An 18354-nucleotide genomic window follows, 5' to 3' on the forward strand; every position below is an offset into this window, starting at 1 on the left:
AACTCCTCTGTTTTCCTAAGCCGTTGACCGAGTGCGCTGGCCGGACCCAGAGGTCGCGTCGCGATACCAGTACTCGAGGGTCAGCACATGCCACAGATGCTTGGAGTGGTCCCGCTGCCCGGCGGCGTCCTCGGCGACGAGTCGCAAAAGCGCGTCGCGGCGCAGGAACCCGGAACGGACGAGCTCGCCGTCGTTGACCACCTCGCGCACCAGCGGTGCCAGATCCCGGCTCATCCAGGCGCGCAGCGGGGCGCTGAACAGGCCCTTGGGGCGGTAGACGATCTCTCGGGGCAGGATCGAGCCGGCCGCCTCCTTGAGGACGGCCTTGCCCTGTCGTCCGACGATCTTGCGTTCGCCGGGCACGGCGAACGCCGCCTTGACCACCTCGACGTCCACGTACGGCACCCGCACCTCGGTCGACGCGGCCATGCTCGAGCGGTCCGTGTACGTGAGGTTCAGGCCCGGCAGGAACATCCGGGCGTCGCCCAGGCACATGCGGTTGACGAAGTCGTCGAGGTCGTTGTCCTGGTAGGTGTCCGCGTGTTCGGTCAGCACGTCCTCGACCGTCCCGGCCAGGTCCGGGTCGATGAGAGCGAGCAGTTCGTCCTGGTCGTACATGGTGTAGCTGCGCCGGAACGCGGTCTCCTCCGGCAGATCGGCGAAGGAGAGGAACCGCTTCGCGAAGCGCACCGACCGGTACCCCCGGCGGGACGTGGCGACCGGCAGCCGGTCCACGGCCCTGGACACCCCCCGCCGCAGGGGCCTCGGGACGCGTTGATAGCGCAGCGCGAGCAGGTTGGCCAGGTGCTTGCGGTACCCCGCGAACAGTTCGTCGGCGCCCATCCCCGAGAGCATCACCTTGACCCCGGCCTCCCGGGCGGCCGAGCAGATCAGGAACGTGTTGATCGCGGCGGGGTCACCGATCGGCTCGTCCAGGTGATACGTCATGTGCGGCAGCAGGTCGAGCACATTCGGAGCGATCTCGATCTCGTGCAGGTCGACGCCGAACCGCTCGGCCACCTGCCGGGCGTAGCGCAGGTCGTCCGGCATGGCCTCGAACTTGGCGTCCTCGGCGCGGAACCCGATCGTGTAAGCGGAGATCCCGGGTTGGTGGCGGGCCGCGAGCGCGGTCAGGTAGCTGGAGTCGAGGCCGCCGGAGAGGAAGGTCGCCACGGGTACGTCGGAGAGCAGGTGACGGCGGGTCGACTCCTCGACGATGGCGGCGAGGTCCGGTGGCTCGCTGTCGCGGGCCTCGTGGGCGACGTCCCGGAGGTTCCAGTACCGGCCGCGTTCCACCCGGCCGTCGGGCCGGCACCTGAGCCAGCTCCCCGGCGGCAACTTCTCCGCCTCGCGGAACGCGCAGCGCGAGTCCGGCACCCAGTAGTAAAGAAGCGAGGCCACCAGCGCCGCAGGGTCCACCTCCAGCGACCCACCGGTCGCGGCGGCGAGCGCCTTGAGCTCGGAGGCGAACACCAGACCCTCACCGCGCCGGAGCAGGAACAGCGGCTTGATGCCGAGCTGGTCGCGGACGAGCACCAGCTCACCGGTTCGCTCGTCGAAGATCCCGAACGCGAACATGCCGCGCAGCCGGGGCAGGCAGTCGGTGCCCCAACGCCGCCAGGCCTCAAGGAGCACCTCGGTGTCGGAGGTACCGTGGAAGCGCACCCCGGCGGCCGCCAGCTCGGCACGCAGCTCGGGCGCGTTGTACAGCTCGCCGTTGTACGTCAGGGCGAGGCCGTCCGAGACCATCGGCTGGGCGCCGGTCTCGGACAGGTCGATGATGGCCAGCCGGCGGTGCCCGAGGTGCACTTCGCCGTCACCGACGGAGTGGCCGTACCGGCCCTCCCCGTCCGGACCGCGGTGGGCGAGGGTTTCGGTGAGCCGGTCGGTCACCAGCTTCCCGTCGGGCCATCGGTAAGTGCCTGCGATGCCACACATGTCCTACCGCGCCTCCTGGTCGTTGTCAGGGACTCGCATGGCCCACGACGGCCGCTCCGTCCCGTTGTGCCGGGGCAGTCGCTCGCTCCGGCCGCGCAGCGCGGTGTGCAGCCCGTCCCACAGCGTGCCGTCGGTCCGGTCACGCGGGTCGGGGTCGATCAGCACCACACCGATCACCGGAATGCGCTGGTCCGCGAGCTGCCGCGCCACGGTGTGCAGCCATGCGGCGCTGCCGTGCCCGGCACGCACCACAAGCACTGTCTGGGTGCCGAGGTACTGGAGGTCGGTCCATGCCGTGCCGGGCGCAACCGAGCCGACGCCGAACCGGCGCTGCTGAGGCGATACGGCCGCAACGCCCTCGCCGCTGACCACGGTGGGGTCTCCTGGCTTCGGGCGGCGCTTGGCGAGTTGAGGGCCGGGCAGACCGTCGATGACGACCACTGGCTCGTCCGCCGCCACTGCCCTGGCGACGTTCAGGGCGATCGCGCTCGCGCTGCGCGCACAGCCCAGTTCCAGCAGCGACACCGGTTCCGTGGAGCCGCGCATGGTGCGGGCCAGGGACACGGTGAGCCGTTCGCGTGCCGTCCGGGTCCGTCGGCGCTGCCACAGGCGGCCCGAGCGGCGGGGCAGCTCCGCGATGACCGAGGCGCCCAGGTTCGCCGCGATGTCCCGGCGCAGCACGGGGCGGTCCGCCACCACCGTGCCGACCGCGGCCAGCGCGAGCCCGAGGACGAGCCCGAGGACGAGCCCGATCGCGGCGTTGGTGGCAGCGGCCTTGGGCAGGGAGTGCCGCACCGCGCGCGGGGCGTCCACGATCTGCGTGCCGGCGATGACCTTGGGCGTGCCGGTGCGCGCCTCCGCGGCGCGCTGGTCGAAATCGGCGATCCGCGAGTCGAGTTCGGCCCGGCGGGAGAAGAGCGACTCGATGCCCGCCGACGCTTTCGGGTCGCTGCTCGGCGATTGGTCTCCGATCTCCTTGTTGACCTCGGCGAGTTCCTCCCGCATGCGGTCACGTTGGTCGAGCAGGACCTTGGCCTCGGCCTCCGCGGTTTCCTGCATCCGCCGCACGTGGTCCGCGACGAACGCGTCGGCCAGCGCCTTGGCCCGGGCCACCGCTTCCGCGTCGCTGTCACCGGTCACATCGATCTGCAACACGTTGTTGGTCAGGCCGGTGCCCCGGTAGTCCCGCATGAAGTCCTCGGGCTTTTCCGGGGACTTGAGGGCCTGCAGGGCCTGGTCGGCGATCCGCGTGGTCTGCAGCAGCTCGACATCGGTACGGATCAGCGTTCCGGTGTCGTTCGGCTGGTCCTCCTTGTGCGCGACCAGCACCTTGGTCACCGCGCTCGGCTGCGGCGGCATCAGGACCGCCACCGCCGCGCCGGCCAGCAGTCCCAGCAGCGTCATGGCGCACCAGAGGCGGCGGCGCCTGCGCACCGTCACGACCAGCGCCTGCAGGTCAAGGAGCGGAGCGGCGGCCGACGACTCCGAAGTCTTGCTCGTCGTCACGCTGAACCTCCCGTCGCGTGGCCGTGCACCGCGAGCGCGGGAGTGGCGTCATCCGGAGGATGGGCGACAGGCCGCGTCGGACGGGCCCGGACCGGGCCGGCGACGACGATGCCGACGACCTCGTGCCCGCCGTCCGCACACGCCTCGGCGATGCCGGCGAGCTCCTCCGCGGTCCAGCTGCCTGCGCTGAGGACGACCAGGGCACCGGACTCGGTGTCGCGGTCCGGCACCATCGGCCGCTCCATCGAAACCTCCACCACCCGCAGCAGCGGATCGCTCTCGGCCTCGGCGACGAGCTGCCCGGCGGCCCGGCGGGCGATCTCGTCGCCGTCCGGTACGACAACCAGCAGCCGCCGGGGGGCCGGCAGCCGGTCCCGGAGGCGAGCGCACACGCGCCGGTAGCGGATCTGCCTGCCGGCCTCGTCGACGGACCTCTGCGGGGTCGGTATGTCCCACGGCGTGTCGACGCCGAGGAACCGGCGGATCCAGGCCCGTGAGCCACCGCCTTCCGGCCGGTGCGCGGGCCGTTCAGCAGGTACGTCGACGGTGCCGAGGAGCGCCGAGCCCAGCGCCGCGGCGATCTCCGGTTCGGTGCGCAGTCGGCGATTGACCCGTGCGGCGACGAGATGGCCGATGACCGCGAGCAGGAAGAACAGCAGCGCCCCCGCGACGATGAGTTGCATCCTCGTCGGCGCCGCCTCGCCGGTCGGCCGGGCCGCCGGCCCCATGACGACCATGCCGCCCATGCTGGTCGCCGGGTCGGCCTGGTCCAGCTTCGTCATGGCCTCTTCCAGCGAGGTGCGCAGCTTCTCGAGCGCGGTGCGGGCCTGCACGCTCTCCACGGTCTTCCCAGGATCGGCCGCATTGGCCAGCTCGGTGATGCGACGGTTGGTCTCCTCCACCTTCTTCCGCAACGCCTCGGGCCCCGTAGCCGCTTCGGAGTCGTCGCTGCCGCCTGCGATCCGCACGGCGAATGTGACGAACTGCTGGGCCACTTGGTCGGAGAGCTGCTGCGCGCGCTGCGGGGTGTCGGCCGTACCCGAGATCTTGACGATGTTCCCGTCGGCGGCCTCGGCGCTGACTTGATCCCGCAGGTCGGCGCTGCTGACGCCCGGCCAGCGAAGCTTGGCGGCCACGCGGTCAACGACCGTAGAACTGGTCGCGATGTCCACCTGAGTCAGCAGCTCGCGCTCTTCCCACTGCCCCGGCAGCAGCACCGATGCCGAGGTCGTGTACCGCGGCGGAAACACCACCGAGGCGCCGTAGCCGACGAGCGCGCCCACCAGGGCGAGGGCGGCGAGAAGCCGCCACCGCCGACGGAAAATCCGCCCGATCGTGACCAGGCGTATCGTGTCCTCGCTCAACGACGCTGCCCCTTCCCTGTGCGGACCCGGTCGTCCGCCGACACCGGAGTCCGGTCACGGCAGGCGGCGGCGTAGGCAGCGAGCAGCGACGCTTGCGAGTTCCGCCAGGAAAGCGGCCCGCCGATCCGCTCCTGGCCGATCTTGCCCATCCGGGCCCGCTTCTCCGGATCGTCAAGGAGCAGCGCGATGAGCTCGGCGAATTCGGCCTCGTCGTTGGCGGGCGCGTAGACGGCGGCGTCACCGGCGGAGACTCGCGCCTCCCGGAGGTCGAACGAGACGATCGGCCGGCCCATCGCCATGTACTCCAGGACCTTGTTCATGGTCGACACGTCGTTGAGCGGATTGCGCGGGTCGGGGGAGAGGCATACGTCCGCGGTGGACAAGTAGCGCACCAGCTCGGCGTCCGGAATGCGCCCGGTGAACTGCACCTGGTCGGAGAGCCCGAGCCGCCGGGACAGCTCCACCATCGCGTCGAAGGCGTCGCCGGCGCCGACGAACACCGCATGCCAGTCGGTCCGCCCGAACTCGCCGCGCAGCTTCGCGAGGGCCCGCAAGGCGTAGTCGACGCCGTCCTGAGGGCCCATGACGCCGAGGTAGCACAGCAGATGAGGCTTGCCGCGCTTCAACTCCGGCTCGGGCGGCACCGGTTGGAACCGGTCTACCGCGGGCGCGCTGCGCACCACGAAAACGTCCTCCGGCCGCCGACCGCCACGGCGCAGCGCGACCTCCCGATAGCTCTCGTTCGTGGCGAGCACGACGTCCGCGGCCCGGTAGGTCAGCCGTTCCAGCGCGCACACGGCGCGGTAGAGCAGATCCTTGCCGCGGTCGAACCGGGAGAGGTACAGCTCGGGTACCAGGTCGTGCTGGTCGAAGACGAACCGCGCGCCGCGCCGCTTCAGCCACAGTGCCGGCAGGAACAGCAGGTCGGGCGGGTTGCAGGCGTGGACCACGTCGACCGGGCCGACCTTGCGGGCCAGCCGGGCCGTATGCCACAGCGCCGATCCGTACTCCCGCAGGTAGCCGGCCGGTCCTCCGGTGGCCGCGCGCAACGGGTAGCGGTGGATCCGTACCCCGTCGATCTCCGCCTCCGGCTCCGTGTCCCGCTTCTCTCCCCGGGGACAGATGACGTGCACCTCCCAGCCCGCGTCGCGCAGCGTCGTGCACTCCTGCCACACCCGCCGGTCGAACGGCACCGACAGGTTCTCCACCAGGATCAGCGCGCGCCGGTTCGACCCGTCGCCGCTGGTTGCGTTACCAAGCAAGGCCCATGTACCCCGGTTCGGTCCGGCGCGCCTCGGCGTCGGGAAGGTGGACGAGATCGACGATCACCGGTTCTTCGCCATGGGGCAGCGCCGACAGCACGGCCGGATCCCTGGTCCCGACCAGGCACACCTCAGCGTGCTCGAGCACCTCGTCGACGGAATCGGCGAGCAGCTGCGCGAGGTGCGGCAGCCGGGTCTCGATGTACTCGCGGTTCGCGCCGATCAGCCGGGAGAGGCTCACATTGGCGTCGTGGATCCGCAGGTCGTAGCCCTTGCCGAAGAGCCTCTCCGCCAGCTCGACGAGCGGGCTCTCGCGCAGGTCGTCGGTGCCGGGTTTGAAGGACAGCCCGAACATTCCCACCCGGCGCTTGCCGGTGCGCTCGACCAGCTCCACCGCGCGCTGCAGATGGTCGGAGTTGGAGGGCAGCACGTGGGCGAGGATGGGCACCGAGACGTCGGCCCGCTGCGCCGCGTGGACCAGGCTGCGCAGATCCTTGGGCAGGCAGGATCCACCGAAGGCGAAGCCGGGCCGCAGGTAGGCGGGGCTGATGTTCAGCTTGCGGTCGGCCAGGAACACGTCCATCACCTGGTGCGAGTCCACCCCGAGCGCCTGGCACACCGCGCCCAGCTCGTTCGCGAAGCCGATCTTGAGGCCGTGGAACGCGTTGTCCGCATACTTGATCGCCTCGGCCGTCGGGACCGGCACCCGGAACACCTCGCCGGGCAAGCCGTCGTACAGCGCCATCACCGCATCGCCGCTTGCCGGGTCGAGCTCGCCGATGACGGTCTTGGGCGGGTCGAAGAAGTCCCGCACGCTTGTGCCCTCGCGCAGGAACTCCGGGTTGACCGCGACCCCGATGTCCACCCCGGCAGTGCCGCCGACGTACTTCTCCAGGATCGGTACCAGCAGGTTCAGGCAGGTGCCCGGGAGCATGGTGCTGCGGAACACGACGGTGTGCCGCCCACCCCGCTCCGCCAGCGCGGCGCCGATCTCCTCGGTGACCCGCTCCAAGTACGTGGTGCACAGGCTGCCGTTGGGCTCCGACGGCGTGCCCACGCAGACCAGCGACACCTCGCTGCCCATGATCGCCTCGCGGACGTCGGCGGTGGCGCGTAACGCTCCGGTCCGCACGACGTCGGCGATGAGCTCGCCGATCCGCTCCTCGACCACCGGGGCCTTTCCGTCGTTGACCAGGTCGACCTTCACCTGGTTCACGTCCACCCCGATGACCTCGTGCCCCATGCCGGCCAGGCACGCTGCCGACACGCAGCCCACGTAGCCGAGCCCGAAAACGCTGACTCTCATGACCCGTTCCTCCCCCCAGGCAGGCCCTTGCGGCCTGCGGTCCGCGCGTCGGCCGGACGACGACCTCCGCGCATCAGTAGGCCCCCTGCCCATGGAGCACCGCACGCAGCGTCTTCCACAAGATCACTGCGTCCAGGGCGAGCGACCAGTCCTCCACGTACCGCAGGTCGAGGCGGACCGCCTCCTCCCACGGCAGGTCGCTGCGTCCGCTGATCTGCCACAGGCCGGTGAGTCCGGGCTTGACCAGCAGCCGCCGCCGGATGTCCGGGCCGTACGCAGCGGACTCCTCCGGTAACGGAGGCCGCGGGCCGACGAGCGACATCGATCCGGTGAGCACGTTGAAAAGCTGCGGGAGCTCGTCGAGCGAGTACCGGCGCAGCACTGCTCCCACCCGGGTCACCCGCGGATCCCGGCGGAGCTTGAACAGCAGGCCGGCGCCCTCGTTGCGGTCGGCCAGCTCGGCACGTGCCCCGTGAGCCCCGGCGACCATGGTGCGGAACTTGAGAATGGTGAACTCGCGGCCGTCCTTGCCGACCCTGCGCTGGCGGTAGAACGCCCCACCCCGACTGTCCATCAGCACGAGCAGCCCGACGAGCACCATCAGCGGTGCGAACAGCATCAGCAGGATCGCCGCGCCCATCCGGTCGACGACCTCTTTGACCGCCCGCCGGCCCCCGGTGAAGGTCGGCATGCTGACCCGCAGCAGCGGGATCCCGAGCACCGCGTCGATGTGCAGCCGCGGACCGGCCACCTCCATCAGCACGGGAGCCACGACCATTTCGGCGTCGCTGCCTTCGAGGTTCCAAGCCAGCCGCTGCAGCCGGTCCGGTGACCAGTGTGGGTCCGGTGTGACCGCGACGACACGGTAGCCGTCGCGGCGGACATGGTTGGCTACGTCCGCCAGGCGGCCGACGACCGGCACTCCGTCCAGTTGGTCACCGTCGAGCCCGAGACCGTCCGTCGTGCACACCGCATCCACCCGCCAGCCGAGGTGCGGGAGCCTGCGGGTTCGGGTGATCAGGTCGCGTACGGTGGCCGGGCTCCCGGCAGCGAGCACCGGTCTCAGACACCTTCCTTCCTTCCGCTGTTTGTGCAGCCAGAGGCGCAGCAGATACCGCTCGGTCATGGTGATGAGCGCGATCGCGGGGATCGCGACGAAGATCCAGAGCTTGATGTTGCGCGAGGTGAGTGCGATCCCGCCGAGCGCCAGCACGACGGTCGCCGTGAACAGTGAGCGTCCGAGACGGCGGAATTCCTCGGCGCCCTGGCCGAGCACGGCCGGAGCCCACGACCGGCTCACCGCAAGCGCCCCCAGCACCAGCAGCTCGGTGCCGAATGCGAGAATTCCCCACTTCTCGTGCCAGTTGGCCGCGTCCCGGGCCCCGAAGAAGTTGCCGATCGCCGCCACCACGAAGGCGGTGGCCACGGTATCGCTGGTGATCACGGTACGGCGGTACCGCTGCTCCCAGTCGATCGCGGGCCGGCTGATTGCCCCGTTCGCCAGACGCCCGCGCTCCGACGGAAACGGGCTGACTAATCCCCCTTGCCGCACAGAACCCCCCAGGTCCCCAGTGGTTCGACGTGTTCGCCCAACACTGCTTCTCCCCGGGAGGCGCCCCGCCCCCCGCGCCGCGCTGTTCCTCCCCTCGGGAGGCCCCCGCCCCCCGCGCATGACATCCCGGCTGTTTCAGCGCTGGTTGAACAACCCACCCTGGCGGCAGCAGACTCGCATGCCCTGCCAGACTCTCGAGGTACGCGGGAACCCGTCGATACCTCGGGTGCTCCCCGCACCCAAGGCCCCCTCTCGGGCTCCAAGAATTGATCACCCCCACGTCTGGCGCCGGGGACGCGACTGCTGGCTTTCCGTAGCGCCGGACCTGTAGATCATTATTGGTCGCTTCGTGCTCGATCAGCTGAAGCACGGTCAATCTAGACCATCGGGGCTCAGTGTGTAGAGGGGATGTGTGTAATTTGTGTTCAAGCTTTGAGGTTGGATCCATCGATTGGTGACCGTCCTACGGGTGCCTTGACGCCACCGCGCGCTCCAGCAGCTCGCCCGGCCCCCGGGCGCGGCTTCTGCGCGGTAGTGATCGGCGAGCTGCAGCGGGCCTTTTACGGCGCCCGGTTCGGCAACGACTTCCCGCTGTTCGTGCACGACGGCGTGCCGCTGTGGGTGCCCGAGGTGGGCGGGGCGATGGAGGGTCTGCGGAACTGACTCGGGCTGCGCCGGGACGACAGCCCGGGGTCATGCCCGACCGCCTCCGGCTCGACGTCGCGTAGCAACCAGGAGGGCGCACCCATGGGCGATGCCACCTCCCACCGCGGCACGGTCGTCATCCTGACTGTCCTGGAGGTGGAGCACCAGGCGGTGCGGGCGCATCCGGCCAACCTGGAGCAGCGGCAACACGCGGCCGGCCGCTCTTCGAGGTCGGCCGGCTGACCGACTCACCATGGATCATCGCCCTCGCCGAGGCCGGGGAGGGAAACCAGGCTGCCGCCGTGCTCGCCGAGCGCGCCATCAGCATGTTCGAGCCCGAGGCGCTGTTCTTCGTCGGCGTGGCCGGCGGATTGAAGGCCGATGTCGGCCTCGGCGACGTGGCCGTTGCCACTCACATCATGCCGAACAGAGTGCGGCTCTCGTGCAGTTGGCCTCCGTGCATATCGATCTGCCCCAGTACGGGGCGACGGCACGGGCCGCGGACGAGGCCATCAGACTCGGCCGGAGGACGGGACGGCCGGAGGATCTGGCGAACGTCCTGCTGATGGCACAGCGCGTGCAACAGCATCTCGGCGACTGGGACGCCGCGCTGTACCTCATGAACGAGGCAATCCTCCACATCCGCGCCACCCACTCCGTTCTGGCGGGCGCCGTGTGGTGGGAGCGGGCGACCATCCTGCGGGGGCTGGGACGCTCCGAAGAGGCGCAGGCGTCGGAAGCGCAGTCGGCCCTTGTCTTCGAAGAACGCGTCGACAGGCGAGAAGGCCTTCCGGACCTCCTGTCCTGACCCACATGGAACTCGCCTCCGGCCTGGCCAAGCGGTCCCACGATTGCCGGCACGCCGGGATCTCGTTCTGGCCGTACTCCGGCGTGGACCCGGCCGAGTGCGCTCGCCGTGCGGGGCAGAGCATTGAGGTCCTCTTCCAGCACTCCACCGCGTCAGCCAAGGAACAGCACCTGCCGGGTAAGTCGGTCATTTGGTCCATGACTGGTCCGGAGGCGCTGGTCAGGAGCGAGACAGCTGTGGGAGGAAGCGGGGGTTTCAACGTTGACCGGCCTCCGCGCTGAGCGGGGCGAGCGCAAGGCGCCTGACGGGTAAAAGACCAGGCCAGGCGCCTTTTCTCGGGCCTTTAGAAGAAGCCCAGCTTCTTCGGCGAGTAGCTCACCAGCAGATTCTTCGTCTGCTGATAGTGGTCGAGCATCATCTTGTGCGTCTCCCGGCCGATCCCGGACTGCTTGTACCCGCCGAACGCGGCGTGCGCGGGGTAGGCGTGGTAGCAGTTGGTCCAGACGCGGCCTGCCTGGATGGCCCGGCCCGCGCGGTAGGCCGTGTTGATGTCGCGGGTCCACACGCCCGCCCCGAGGCCGTACGACGTGTCGTTGGCGATCTTGATCGCATCGTCGAAGTCGTCGAACGAGGCCACCGACACGACGGGCCCGAAGATCTCCTCCTGGAAGACCCGCATACGGTTGTCGCCTTCGAAGATGGTCGGCTGCACGTAGTAGCCGCCCTTCAAGTCGCCGTCGTACTCCGCGCGTTCACCGCCCGTGAGCACCCTGGCGCCTTCCTGCCGGCCGACGTCGATGTAGGAGAGGATCTTCGCCAGCTGGTCACCGGACGCCTGGGCGCCGATCATCGTGTCGGTGTCGAGCGGGTGCCCGGGCTTGATCAGCTCGGTGCGGGCGACCGCCGCGGCCAGGAAGTCCGGGTAGTTGCCGCGCTGGATCAAGCCGCGGGACGGGCATGTGCACACCTCGCCCTGGTTCAGCGCGAACATCGTGAACCCTTCGAGGGCCTTGTCGCGCAGCTCGTCGTCCTTCTCCCACACGTCGTCGAAGAAGATGTTCGGCGACTTGCCGCCCAACTCCAGCGTGACCGGCTTCAGGTTCTCCGCCGCGTACTGCATGATCAGTCGTCCCGTGGACGTCTCGCCTGTGAAGGCGACCTTCGCCACCCGGGGACTGGACGCGAGCGGCTTTCCGGCCTCGGGGCCGAAGCCGTTGACGATGTTCAGCACGCCCGGTGGGAGGAGGTCGGCGACCAGGCTCAGCCAGTAGTGGATGGAGACCGGGGTCTGTTCGGCGGGCTTGAGGATGACCGCGTTGCCTGCGGCGAGGGCGGGCGCGAGCTTCCACGCCGCCATCAGAATGGGGAAGTTCCACGGGATGATCTGCGCGACCACGCCCAGCGGCTCGTGGAAGTGGTAGGCGACCGTGTCGTCGTCGACCTCGCTGAGCGAGCCCTCCTGAGCGCGCACGGCGCCGGCGAAGTAGCGGAAGTGGTCGATGGCCAGCGGGATGTCGGCCGCGAGGGTCTCCCGCACGGGCTTGCCGTTCTCCCAGCTCTCCGCGACTGCCAGCGGCTCCAGGCGGGCCTCCATGCGGTCGGCGATCTTCAGCAGGATGTCGGACCGCTCGGTCGCCGACAGACGGCCCCAGCCGGGCGCGGCCGCATGCGCCGCGTCGAGTGCCGCCTCGACGTCCTCCGCGGTGCCGCGCGCCACCTCGGTGAACGGCTGCCCGTTCACCGGACTCGGGTTCTCGAAGTACTGACCCTTGACCGGGGGTACGTACTCTCCGCCGATGAAGTGGTCGTAGCGCGACTGGTAGGAGACGATCGCGCCCTCGCTTCCGGGCGCCGCGTAACGGGTCATGCTGGATGGCCTCCTTCGGCAGCGCTGCCCGCCGTTGGGCAGCTCTGCGCCGGAGGCTAGGACGGCGGACGTTGCATCCACGTTGCGGTTGTGCTGCGCGGAGGGTGACTCAGGACCGGCGCCGGGGCGCACGCGCGCGAAGGGGGCCGTTCGCCGACTTCTAGGCGTGCTCCCAGCCGTTGGGCGCTGCCAGCTCCGATTCAAGTGCGGACACGCGGGCCCGGACCGCCGCAGTCGGGCGGGCCGTGGCCAGCGCTCGCCACACGTCGAGGTCGTCCTCGCCCCAGGGCGCGTGGGCCCAGTTGGCCAGCAGGTCGGGATCGCGGCGGGCGATCAGTGCCGCGCGCAGGCCGTCGGCGAGACGTCGTCTGTGCCGCACCACCGCCGGTGCCTGAGAGGTGGGGAGGAGCGGACCTGCATAGGCTGTCAGGGCGTGGGTGACCGCGCCGGCCGCCAGCTGACGTTCGACGACGGCGACGTCCGATTCGAGGGGTGTCGTGATCCGGTACGGGCGTGACGCCAGCAGTTCGGGGCCGAGCACCTGACGTAGCCGGGCGAGTTCGGCGCGCAGCGTCACCGGCGTCACAGACTCGTCCTCGTACAGGGCACAGAGGAGCTCCTGGCCGGTCAGGCCTTCCGGGTGGCGGGAGAGCAGGACGAGGATCTCGCTGTGCCGACGGCTGAGCCGGATCCTCCGGCCGCCTGTCGTCAACAGCGCCTCGTCGCGGCCCAGTACGGCCAGTTCTGACCCGCGGGCGCCGGGCCGTTCCGGGGCGAGCAGCGCCAGATGGGACTCCGCCGCTCGTGCCACGGCCTGGACGAAGCCCAGGCTGTGCGGGTGCGCGAGGCCGTCCCCGCCGGTGATGTCCACGGCGCCGAGCACTCGCCCCGTGCGCGGGTCGTGCACGGGGGCGGCCGCGCAGGTCCACGGCTGCACGCGCCGGATGAAGTGCTCGGCTGCGAACACCTGTACCGGACGGTTCATGGCGACCGCCGTGCCCGGCGCGTTCGTTCCGACGGCGCTCTCCGCCCACCGCGCACCCGGCACGAAGTTCATCTGCCCCGCCTGTCTCCGGGTCGATTCATGACCCTCGACCCACAGCAGCCTGCCGTGTACGTCGCACACCGCGAGGAGATGCCGGCCGTCGGAGGCGAATGTTCCCATGAGCTCCCGGAACAGCGGCATCACGCGTGTCAGAGGATGCTCGGCCCGGTAGGCACCGAGGTCACTGTCCGTCAGTTCGATGCTCGCGGTGCCGTCCGGCCTGACGCCGGCCCGCACCGAGCGACGCCATGAGTCGGCCACTACGCCACGCACCGGCCGCGGCACCGTACCGATCTCGGTGAAAGTCTCGTGGGCCCGTTGCAGTATGCGGATGCGCTCGGCAGGGTCGGCCCCTGGTTCCAGGGCCACCCACGGATCGGTCAACGTGGCCTCCCACACAGGATGACGGGCTGGGGACATCGTCGCTCGGAGGGTGTGTGCGGACAACCGTTTCGACCGTGGTCTCCGAAGGGGCGCGCGGTCCGGCCCGGCCACGTCGGCGTGGCGAGTCCGCCGACGTCCCGACTGAGGCCGTCTGGCGTACGAACCCGTGTCGCAGGCCGGGACTCTCCGTCACGCGGTGCGACAGTCTGCATATGATCTCATCGCGAAACGCTGAACTGATCAACGCTCGCAGCTGCCGCCGCCCCCGGGCGGGCACCGCACTCGTCGTTGTGACGGCCGCCGTTTTACTGGGCATCACCACCAGAGCGGAGGCCGTGCCGTCCATTCGGTCCGGGGCCGACTGGGACGCCATCGCCGCGTGCGAGTCCGGGGGCAACTGGAAGGCGAACACCGGAAACGGCCATTACGGCGGCCTGCAGTTCAGGCAGTCCAGTTGGGTCGCGGCCGGCGGTCTGAAGTACGCCCCGCGTGCCGACCTGGCCACTCGCGAAGAGCAGATCATTGTGGCCAAACGCCTGGCGGCCCTGCAGGGAATGTCGGCGTGGGCCTGCGCTTCAGCCGGGTGACGGGGCGTCAGGCGGGACGAGCCGTGTCTCCCGCGGCGACCGCAGGCGGGCGTGCATCCCGGTCGGCGGTCGCCTCCTTCGCCCATGTCTCCAGTCGGCCCGTGAACTCGGCTGCCCGCTCGGCCCAGTCGAGCTCGGCCAGCGCCGCTGCGCGGCCGCGTTCGGCGGTGCCCAGGCGCAGCTGCGTGTCCGCGCGCAGCCGCCGTACCGCGTCCGCGGTCGCCGCCGGGTTCTCGTACGGGACGAGGAGGCCGCAGCGGTGCCGCAGCACCAGGCCGGCCGCCAGGGGAATCGGTGTGGTCACGACGGGGACGCCGTGGGCCATGTACTCGACGACCTTGGTGGGCCGTGAGTGACGGTAGTTGGGCTGGTCGTGCAGGAGGGACAGACCGGCCAGGGCGCCGGAGAGCAGGGCGAGGGCACGGTCGTTGGGCAGGTAGCCGTGCCAGCGCAGGACGCCGTCGCGGTCGGCCTCGGTGAGCGCGCCCCGCACGTCGAGATCGGCCGCCCCCGTCACCTCGACCCGCACGTCCGGACCGAGCAGCCTGGCCGTCTCGATGAGGTCGAGCGCGCCGCGCGCCCGGGACAGATGCCCCAGATAGACGACTCGGTCCGTGCCGGGCGGCTCCGGCGGCTCGGGCGGTACGGTCGCGAGGTTCGGCACCACGGGATGGGGCCGGCGGAAACGCGCCCGGTAGGCGTCCTCGGCGAGCAGCAGCCGCACGTGCCGCTCGGCCAGACGCTCCGCCGCCCGTACCGCCAGCTTCAGCGGCGGCCGCAGAGCCGCCGGCACCCAGCGCTTCATCGCCAGTGCTGCCGCTGTGTCCTCGTGCACGTCCCACACGGTCACCGGGGCCCGGCCGCCGCGCCGCCACCGGCGCAGTGTGCCGGGCAGGGCGAGCAGCAGTTCCGGGTCGTGCAACAGCACCACGTCCGCCTCCGCTCCGCGCTCGGCCAGCAGGGCCCGCGCCGCGCGCAGCGCCGCGCGGCGGTCGCGTCCGGCGGCTCGGGGGAGGTCCACGCCCTCGACATCCGGGCGCGGTTCCACTCCGCGGGCGGTGAACGGTGCGGCGTACACGACCCGGTGGCCGCGCTCCGTCAGGGCGGCGATCTCCCGGTGCAGTATCCGCGCATCCTCGGGATGGTGGACGACGGTGACCACGAGTATCCGCATCAGAGCAGCACCTTTCGGCTCCGCGTTCGAACAGGGCCCGCTACAGCACCTCGACCCCGGGCCGGAATATCCGCCCCCGGGTGTCGAACAGCAGGCGGGCCGCGTCGGAGAGGGCGGGCAGGTCGTAGGAGGAGTGGTCCTGGAGGAGGATCGTCAGGTCGTGGTCGCGCAGGGCGGCCATCAGGTCGTCGACGCGGGGGACGGGCACGTCGTCGACGCACCACTCGCGGACATGGGGGTCGTGGAAGGAGACCTCGGCCTCCCGCTGCCGCAACAGCCGAGCCACCGGCACGGCCGGGGTCTCCCGCTGGTCGGCGACGTCGGGCTTGTAGGTGACCCCGAGCAGCAGCACGCGAGAGCCGTGCAGGGGACGGCCGGCGGTGTTGAGGAGGTCCTGGGCGCGGCGTACGACGTACTCCGGCATCCGCCGGTTGATCTCCTGGGCCAGTTCGACGAACCGGAACTCGTAGCCGAGCGAGGAACGCACCTTGTACGACAGGTAGTTCGGGTCGATGGGAATGCAGTGCCCGCCGACTCCGGCGCCCGGCCGGAACGCCTGGAAGCCGAACGGCTTGGTGCTCGCGCAGCGGATCGCGTCCCACAGGTCGACGCCCAGCTCATGGCTGATGACGGCGAGTTCGTTGACGAGGGCGATGTTCACGTGCCGGTAGGTGTTCTCCAGCAGCTTGGCCATCTCGGCCTCGCGGGTGCCCTTCGCCTGGACGACCGTGTCGACGAGCTTGCCGTAGAAGGCGGCCGCGCGCGCCGCGCACGACGGGGTGCAGCCGCCGACCACCTTGGGTGTGTCGCGCAGCCCGTGCCCGGTGTTGCCGGGGTCGATGCGCTCCGGTGAGAAGGCGAGGGCGAAGTCCGCTCCGGCCCGCAGCCCGGACTCCTGCTCCAGCAGCGGTCGTACGACTTCTTCGGTGGTGCCCGGATAGGTGGTGGACTCCAGTACGACGAGCTGTCCGGGCCGCAGCCGGCCCGCCACCGTGTGGACGGCAGCCGTGACGGCGCTGAGATCGGGCCCGCCGTCCCCGTTGAGCGGGGTCGGCACGCAGATCACCACGGTCTGGGCGCGGGTGAGACAGCCGTCGTCGGTGGACGCGGTGAAGCCGGCCGCCAGCATCCGGCGGACGTCGTCGTCGGACACGTCGTCGATGTGGGAGCGTCCGGCGTTGAGCCCCGCCACCACGCGGGGGTCCCGGTCGAGCCCCACGACTCTCAGGCCGACCGTCGCCGCCTCCCGCGCGAGCGGCAGCCCGACGTAGCCGAGCCCGATCACCGCGAGTTCGACGGTGCCGGCCTGTGGAACTTCCCCGAGCTGTTCGCTCTCGTCCCCGAGCGGTTCGGTCTGGTCGACCTGCATAGGTGTTCTCCTCGCCCCGTGGCGGACACGGATCTGAGGTCGTGGTCGGGCCGGGTTCGCGCCTCAGAGGCAGCCGAGGGCGCGGTACGCCTCGCGGGTCGTCGAGGCGACCCGCGTCCAGGTGCGGTCGCGCGCGACGATCTCGCGTGCGGCCGTCCCCCATTCGGGCCGTTTTTCACTGTAAAGGAGGAATTCGATTGCCTCTGCCCAGGCCTGAGGGGATCCGCCTGAGATGAGCTGTCCGGTTGCTCCCGGCTTGACGAGCTCTCTGAGTGCGGGGAGATCGCTGGCAGCCACCGGCAGACCGCTCGCCATCGCCTCGACCGGCTTGAGCGGCGTCACCAGTCGGCAGACGCGCTCATCGGTGCGCGGCACCGCGAACACGTCCAACACCGCGTGGAAATCCCGTACTTGGGCATGCGGCACCCGACCGGTGAACAGGGCCGTCCCGTCGGTGAGACCGAGTCGGCCGGCCAGCCGCTGCAGCGCCGCGCGCTCCGGCCCGTCGCCCACGATCAGCAGCCGCAGCGGCACGCCGCGACGCCTCAGCTCGGCACCCGCATGGAGCAATGTGCCGATTCCCTCGTGTGGAGTAAGACTGCTGACCGTGCCGACGACGAGGTCGTCCGGCGCGATGCCGAGCCGGGCCCGCAGCGGCGCCCCGTCCGGCAGCGGGGCCAGGAACTCCTCGTCCACCGCGTTCGGCACGATCAGGACCCGCTCCTCGGGCACCCCGCGCGCCACGATCTCCGCCTTCATCGCCGCGCCCAGCGTCAGCACCACGTCCGCCTCGCGCATGCAGTGCGTCTCCAGGTCGCGCCTGGCCCGGTACGTCGGGTCGTCGCAGGTCCGCCCCGGCGCCTGCGTCAGCCAGGTGTCCTCCAGGAAGCCACGCACCTCGTAGACCACCGGCAGCCCGTAGGCCTCGCGCAGGGCGAGTGCCACCCGCCCGTTGCCGTGGTCGGTGGCCGGGTGCAGCACGGCGGGCCTCAGCCGCTCCACCAGCCGGCCCGCCAGCTCGGCGTTGCGGGCCAGCACCGCCGCCTGCCCGTACGGCAGCCAGGGCGGCAGCAGCCGGTGCTGCGGCACGCCGCCCACCGTCTGCAGCGGGCGGGCGTCCAGCACCCCCTGCGCCACCGGGAACCCGATCCGTGTCACCACGTGCGGATCGAGTCCGGCCGCCCGCTGCGCCTCGGCGATCTTCTGGGTGCGCACGGTGTAGCCGGCGTGCTTGAACGGCAACCCGTTGGTCACCAGATGAAGCACCCGACCCGGCACGGGCCGGACCGTGCGGGCGGTCGGGGCGGGCACCCGTCCCCCGGACGGAGCAGCGGTCGGCCCCGCCGTCCGGGCGCGGTCGGCGAGCCGTCGTTCGAGCGGCCGTACCCGGCGCCGCACGGGCGGCGGCAGCAGCCGTACCCCGAGCAGCGCCGCCCGGGCGGGGTCGTGGCGCAGTTCGCCCCAGGCCACGGATGCGGCCAGACTGAGCGCACGGGGGATATGGCAGGACATGCCGTCACGGTAGGCGGAAGAGCGGAGAACGTACG

General features: G+C 70.8%; 16 protein-coding genes and 1 pseudogene. 5 read left to right on the top strand and 12 right to left on the bottom strand.

The window, feature by feature from the left end; translation table 11 throughout:
• Nucleotides 1-15: 15 nt before the first annotated feature.
• The 6 genes from asnB to StrepF001_RS10135 all read right to left on the bottom strand — a co-directional run bounded on the left by asnB (nucleotide 16) and on the right by StrepF001_RS10135 (nucleotide 8928).
• Nucleotides 16-1938, bottom strand: coding sequence for an asparagine synthase (glutamine-hydrolyzing) (gene asnB / locus StrepF001_RS10110; protein WP_129797961.1), 1923 nt, complete (start codon nucleotides 1936-1938; stop codon nucleotides 16-18).
• Between the two features lie 3 nt (nucleotides 1939-1941).
• Complete coding sequence (locus StrepF001_RS10115) at nucleotides 1942-3444, bottom strand: Wzz/FepE/Etk N-terminal domain-containing protein (protein WP_129797962.1); 1503 nt, start codon at nucleotides 3442-3444, stop codon at nucleotides 1942-1944.
• Nucleotides 3441-4808 carry a Wzz/FepE/Etk N-terminal domain-containing protein gene (locus StrepF001_RS10120; protein WP_129797963.1) on the bottom strand — a complete coding sequence of 456 codons (1368 nt, stop codon included), beginning with the start codon at nucleotides 4806-4808 and terminating at the stop codon, nucleotides 3441-3443. Before StrepF001_RS10120 ends, StrepF001_RS10115 begins: the two co-directional genes overlap by 4 nt.
• The gene (locus tag StrepF001_RS10125) at nucleotides 4805-6070 is read right to left on the bottom strand and encodes a glycosyltransferase family 4 protein (RefSeq protein ID WP_129797964.1); all 1266 of its coding nucleotides are present in this window, start codon (nucleotides 6068-6070) and stop codon (nucleotides 4805-4807) included. Before StrepF001_RS10125 ends, StrepF001_RS10120 begins: the two co-directional genes overlap by 4 nt.
• Nucleotides 6060-7376 (bottom strand): nucleotide sugar dehydrogenase, encoded by a 1317-nt coding sequence (locus tag StrepF001_RS10130; RefSeq protein WP_129797965.1) that lies wholly within the window; start codon nucleotides 7374-7376, stop codon nucleotides 6060-6062. The genes StrepF001_RS10125 and StrepF001_RS10130 overlap by 11 nt, the downstream gene beginning before the upstream one ends.
• Nucleotides 7377-7449: 73 nt before the next feature.
• On the bottom strand, nucleotides 7450-8928 hold the full coding sequence (locus StrepF001_RS10135) for a sugar transferase (RefSeq protein ID WP_129797966.1): 1479 nt from the start codon (nucleotides 8926-8928) through the stop codon (nucleotides 7450-7452).
• A gap of 534 nt (nucleotides 8929-9462) precedes the next feature.
• Between StrepF001_RS10135 and StrepF001_RS49445 the strand changes: the two genes are divergently transcribed.
• Together StrepF001_RS49445 and StrepF001_RS45510 are read left to right on the top strand one after the other, a co-directional pair.
• Nucleotides 9463-9591: a hypothetical protein gene (locus StrepF001_RS49445; protein ID WP_276322807.1), complete on the top strand. Its 129-nt coding sequence runs from the start codon at nucleotides 9463-9465 to the stop codon at nucleotides 9589-9591.
• An 84-nt stretch (nucleotides 9592-9675) separates the two neighbouring features.
• Nucleotides 9676-9816, top strand: a complete 141-nt coding sequence (locus StrepF001_RS45510; RefSeq protein WP_165396213.1) for a hypothetical protein — start codon at nucleotides 9676-9678, stop codon at nucleotides 9814-9816.
• A gap of 5 nt (nucleotides 9817-9821) precedes the next feature.
• On the opposite strand, the gene StrepF001_RS47410 is transcribed toward StrepF001_RS45510, so the two are convergent.
• Nucleotides 9822-9989, bottom strand: coding sequence for a hypothetical protein (locus StrepF001_RS47410; RefSeq protein WP_240797358.1), 168 nt, complete (start codon nucleotides 9987-9989; stop codon nucleotides 9822-9824).
• A 41-nt stretch (nucleotides 9990-10030) separates the two neighbouring features.
• Between StrepF001_RS47410 and StrepF001_RS10150 the strand changes: the two genes are divergently transcribed.
• Together StrepF001_RS10150 and StrepF001_RS49450 are read left to right on the top strand one after the other, a co-directional pair.
• Nucleotides 10031-10381 carry a hypothetical protein gene (locus StrepF001_RS10150; protein WP_129797968.1) on the top strand — a complete coding sequence of 117 codons (351 nt, stop codon included), beginning with the start codon at nucleotides 10031-10033 and terminating at the stop codon, nucleotides 10379-10381.
• A pseudogene (locus tag StrepF001_RS49450) lies at nucleotides 10375-10521 on the top strand (integrase); the annotation flags it as partial. The gene StrepF001_RS10150 and the pseudogene StrepF001_RS49450, both read left to right, overlap by 7 nt.
• Nucleotides 10522-10724: 203 nt before the next feature.
• Here StrepF001_RS49450 and StrepF001_RS10160 read toward each other — a convergent pair.
• Together StrepF001_RS10160 and StrepF001_RS10165 are read right to left on the bottom strand one after the other, a co-directional pair.
• Nucleotides 10725-12248 (bottom strand): aldehyde dehydrogenase family protein, encoded by a 1524-nt coding sequence (locus StrepF001_RS10160; protein ID WP_129797969.1) that lies wholly within the window; start codon nucleotides 12246-12248, stop codon nucleotides 10725-10727.
• 160 nt (nucleotides 12249-12408) lie between these two features.
• Nucleotides 12409-13677 (bottom strand): GAF domain-containing protein, encoded by a 1269-nt coding sequence (locus StrepF001_RS10165; RefSeq protein WP_129797970.1) that lies wholly within the window; start codon nucleotides 13675-13677, stop codon nucleotides 12409-12411.
• Nucleotides 13678-13889: 212 nt separating this feature from the next.
• On the opposite strand from StrepF001_RS10165, the gene StrepF001_RS10170 reads away from it, so the two are divergent.
• Nucleotides 13890-14264: a transglycosylase family protein gene (locus tag StrepF001_RS10170; protein WP_240797359.1), complete on the top strand. Its 375-nt coding sequence runs from the start codon at nucleotides 13890-13892 to the stop codon at nucleotides 14262-14264.
• Nucleotides 14265-14271: 7 nt separating this feature from the next.
• On the opposite strand, the gene StrepF001_RS10175 is transcribed toward StrepF001_RS10170, so the two are convergent.
• The 3 genes from StrepF001_RS10175 to StrepF001_RS10185 all read right to left on the bottom strand — a co-directional run bounded on the left by StrepF001_RS10175 (nucleotide 14272) and on the right by StrepF001_RS10185 (nucleotide 18319).
• A complete protein-coding gene (locus StrepF001_RS10175) occupies nucleotides 14272-15438 on the bottom strand; it encodes a glycosyltransferase (protein WP_129797971.1) in 1167 nt (388 codons plus the stop codon).
• Between the two features lie 40 nt (nucleotides 15439-15478).
• Nucleotides 15479-16807, bottom strand: a complete 1329-nt coding sequence (locus StrepF001_RS10180; protein ID WP_129797972.1) for a nucleotide sugar dehydrogenase — start codon at nucleotides 16805-16807, stop codon at nucleotides 15479-15481.
• Nucleotides 16808-16870: 63 nt separating this feature from the next.
• Nucleotides 16871-18319, bottom strand: a complete 1449-nt coding sequence (locus tag StrepF001_RS10185) for a glycosyltransferase family 4 protein (protein WP_240797360.1) — start codon at nucleotides 18317-18319, stop codon at nucleotides 16871-16873.
• Nucleotides 18320-18354 lie beyond the last annotated feature (35 nt).

This window comes from Streptomyces sp. F001 (genome assembly GCF_004187715.1).
Lineage (GTDB): Bacteria > Actinomycetota > Actinomycetes > Streptomycetales > Streptomycetaceae > Streptomyces > Streptomyces flavusporus.

Coding starts and splice junctions, on each gene's coding strand:
- StrepF001_RS10130 (WP_129797965.1), bottom strand. CDS start 7,376: ATGAGAGTCAGCGTTTTCGGGCTCGGCTACGTGGGCTGCGTGTCGGCA.
- StrepF001_RS45510 (WP_165396213.1), top strand. CDS start 9,676: ATGGGCGATGCCACCTCCCACCGCGGCACGGTCGTCATCCTGACTGTC.
- StrepF001_RS10175 (WP_129797971.1), bottom strand. CDS start 15,438: ATGCGGATACTCGTGGTCACCGTCGTCCACCATCCCGAGGATGCGCGG.
- StrepF001_RS10160 (WP_129797969.1), bottom strand. CDS start 12,248: ATGACCCGTTACGCGGCGCCCGGAAGCGAGGGCGCGATCGTCTCCTAC.
- asnB (WP_129797961.1), bottom strand. CDS start 1,938: ATGTGTGGCATCGCAGGCACTTACCGATGGCCCGACGGGAAGCTGGTG.
- StrepF001_RS10185 (WP_240797360.1), bottom strand. CDS start 18,319: ATGTCCTGCCATATCCCCCGTGCGCTCAGTCTGGCCGCATCCGTGGCC.
- StrepF001_RS10170 (WP_240797359.1), top strand. CDS start 13,890: ATGATCTCATCGCGAAACGCTGAACTGATCAACGCTCGCAGCTGCCGC.
- StrepF001_RS10180 (WP_129797972.1), bottom strand. CDS start 16,807: ATGCAGGTCGACCAGACCGAACCGCTCGGGGACGAGAGCGAACAGCTC.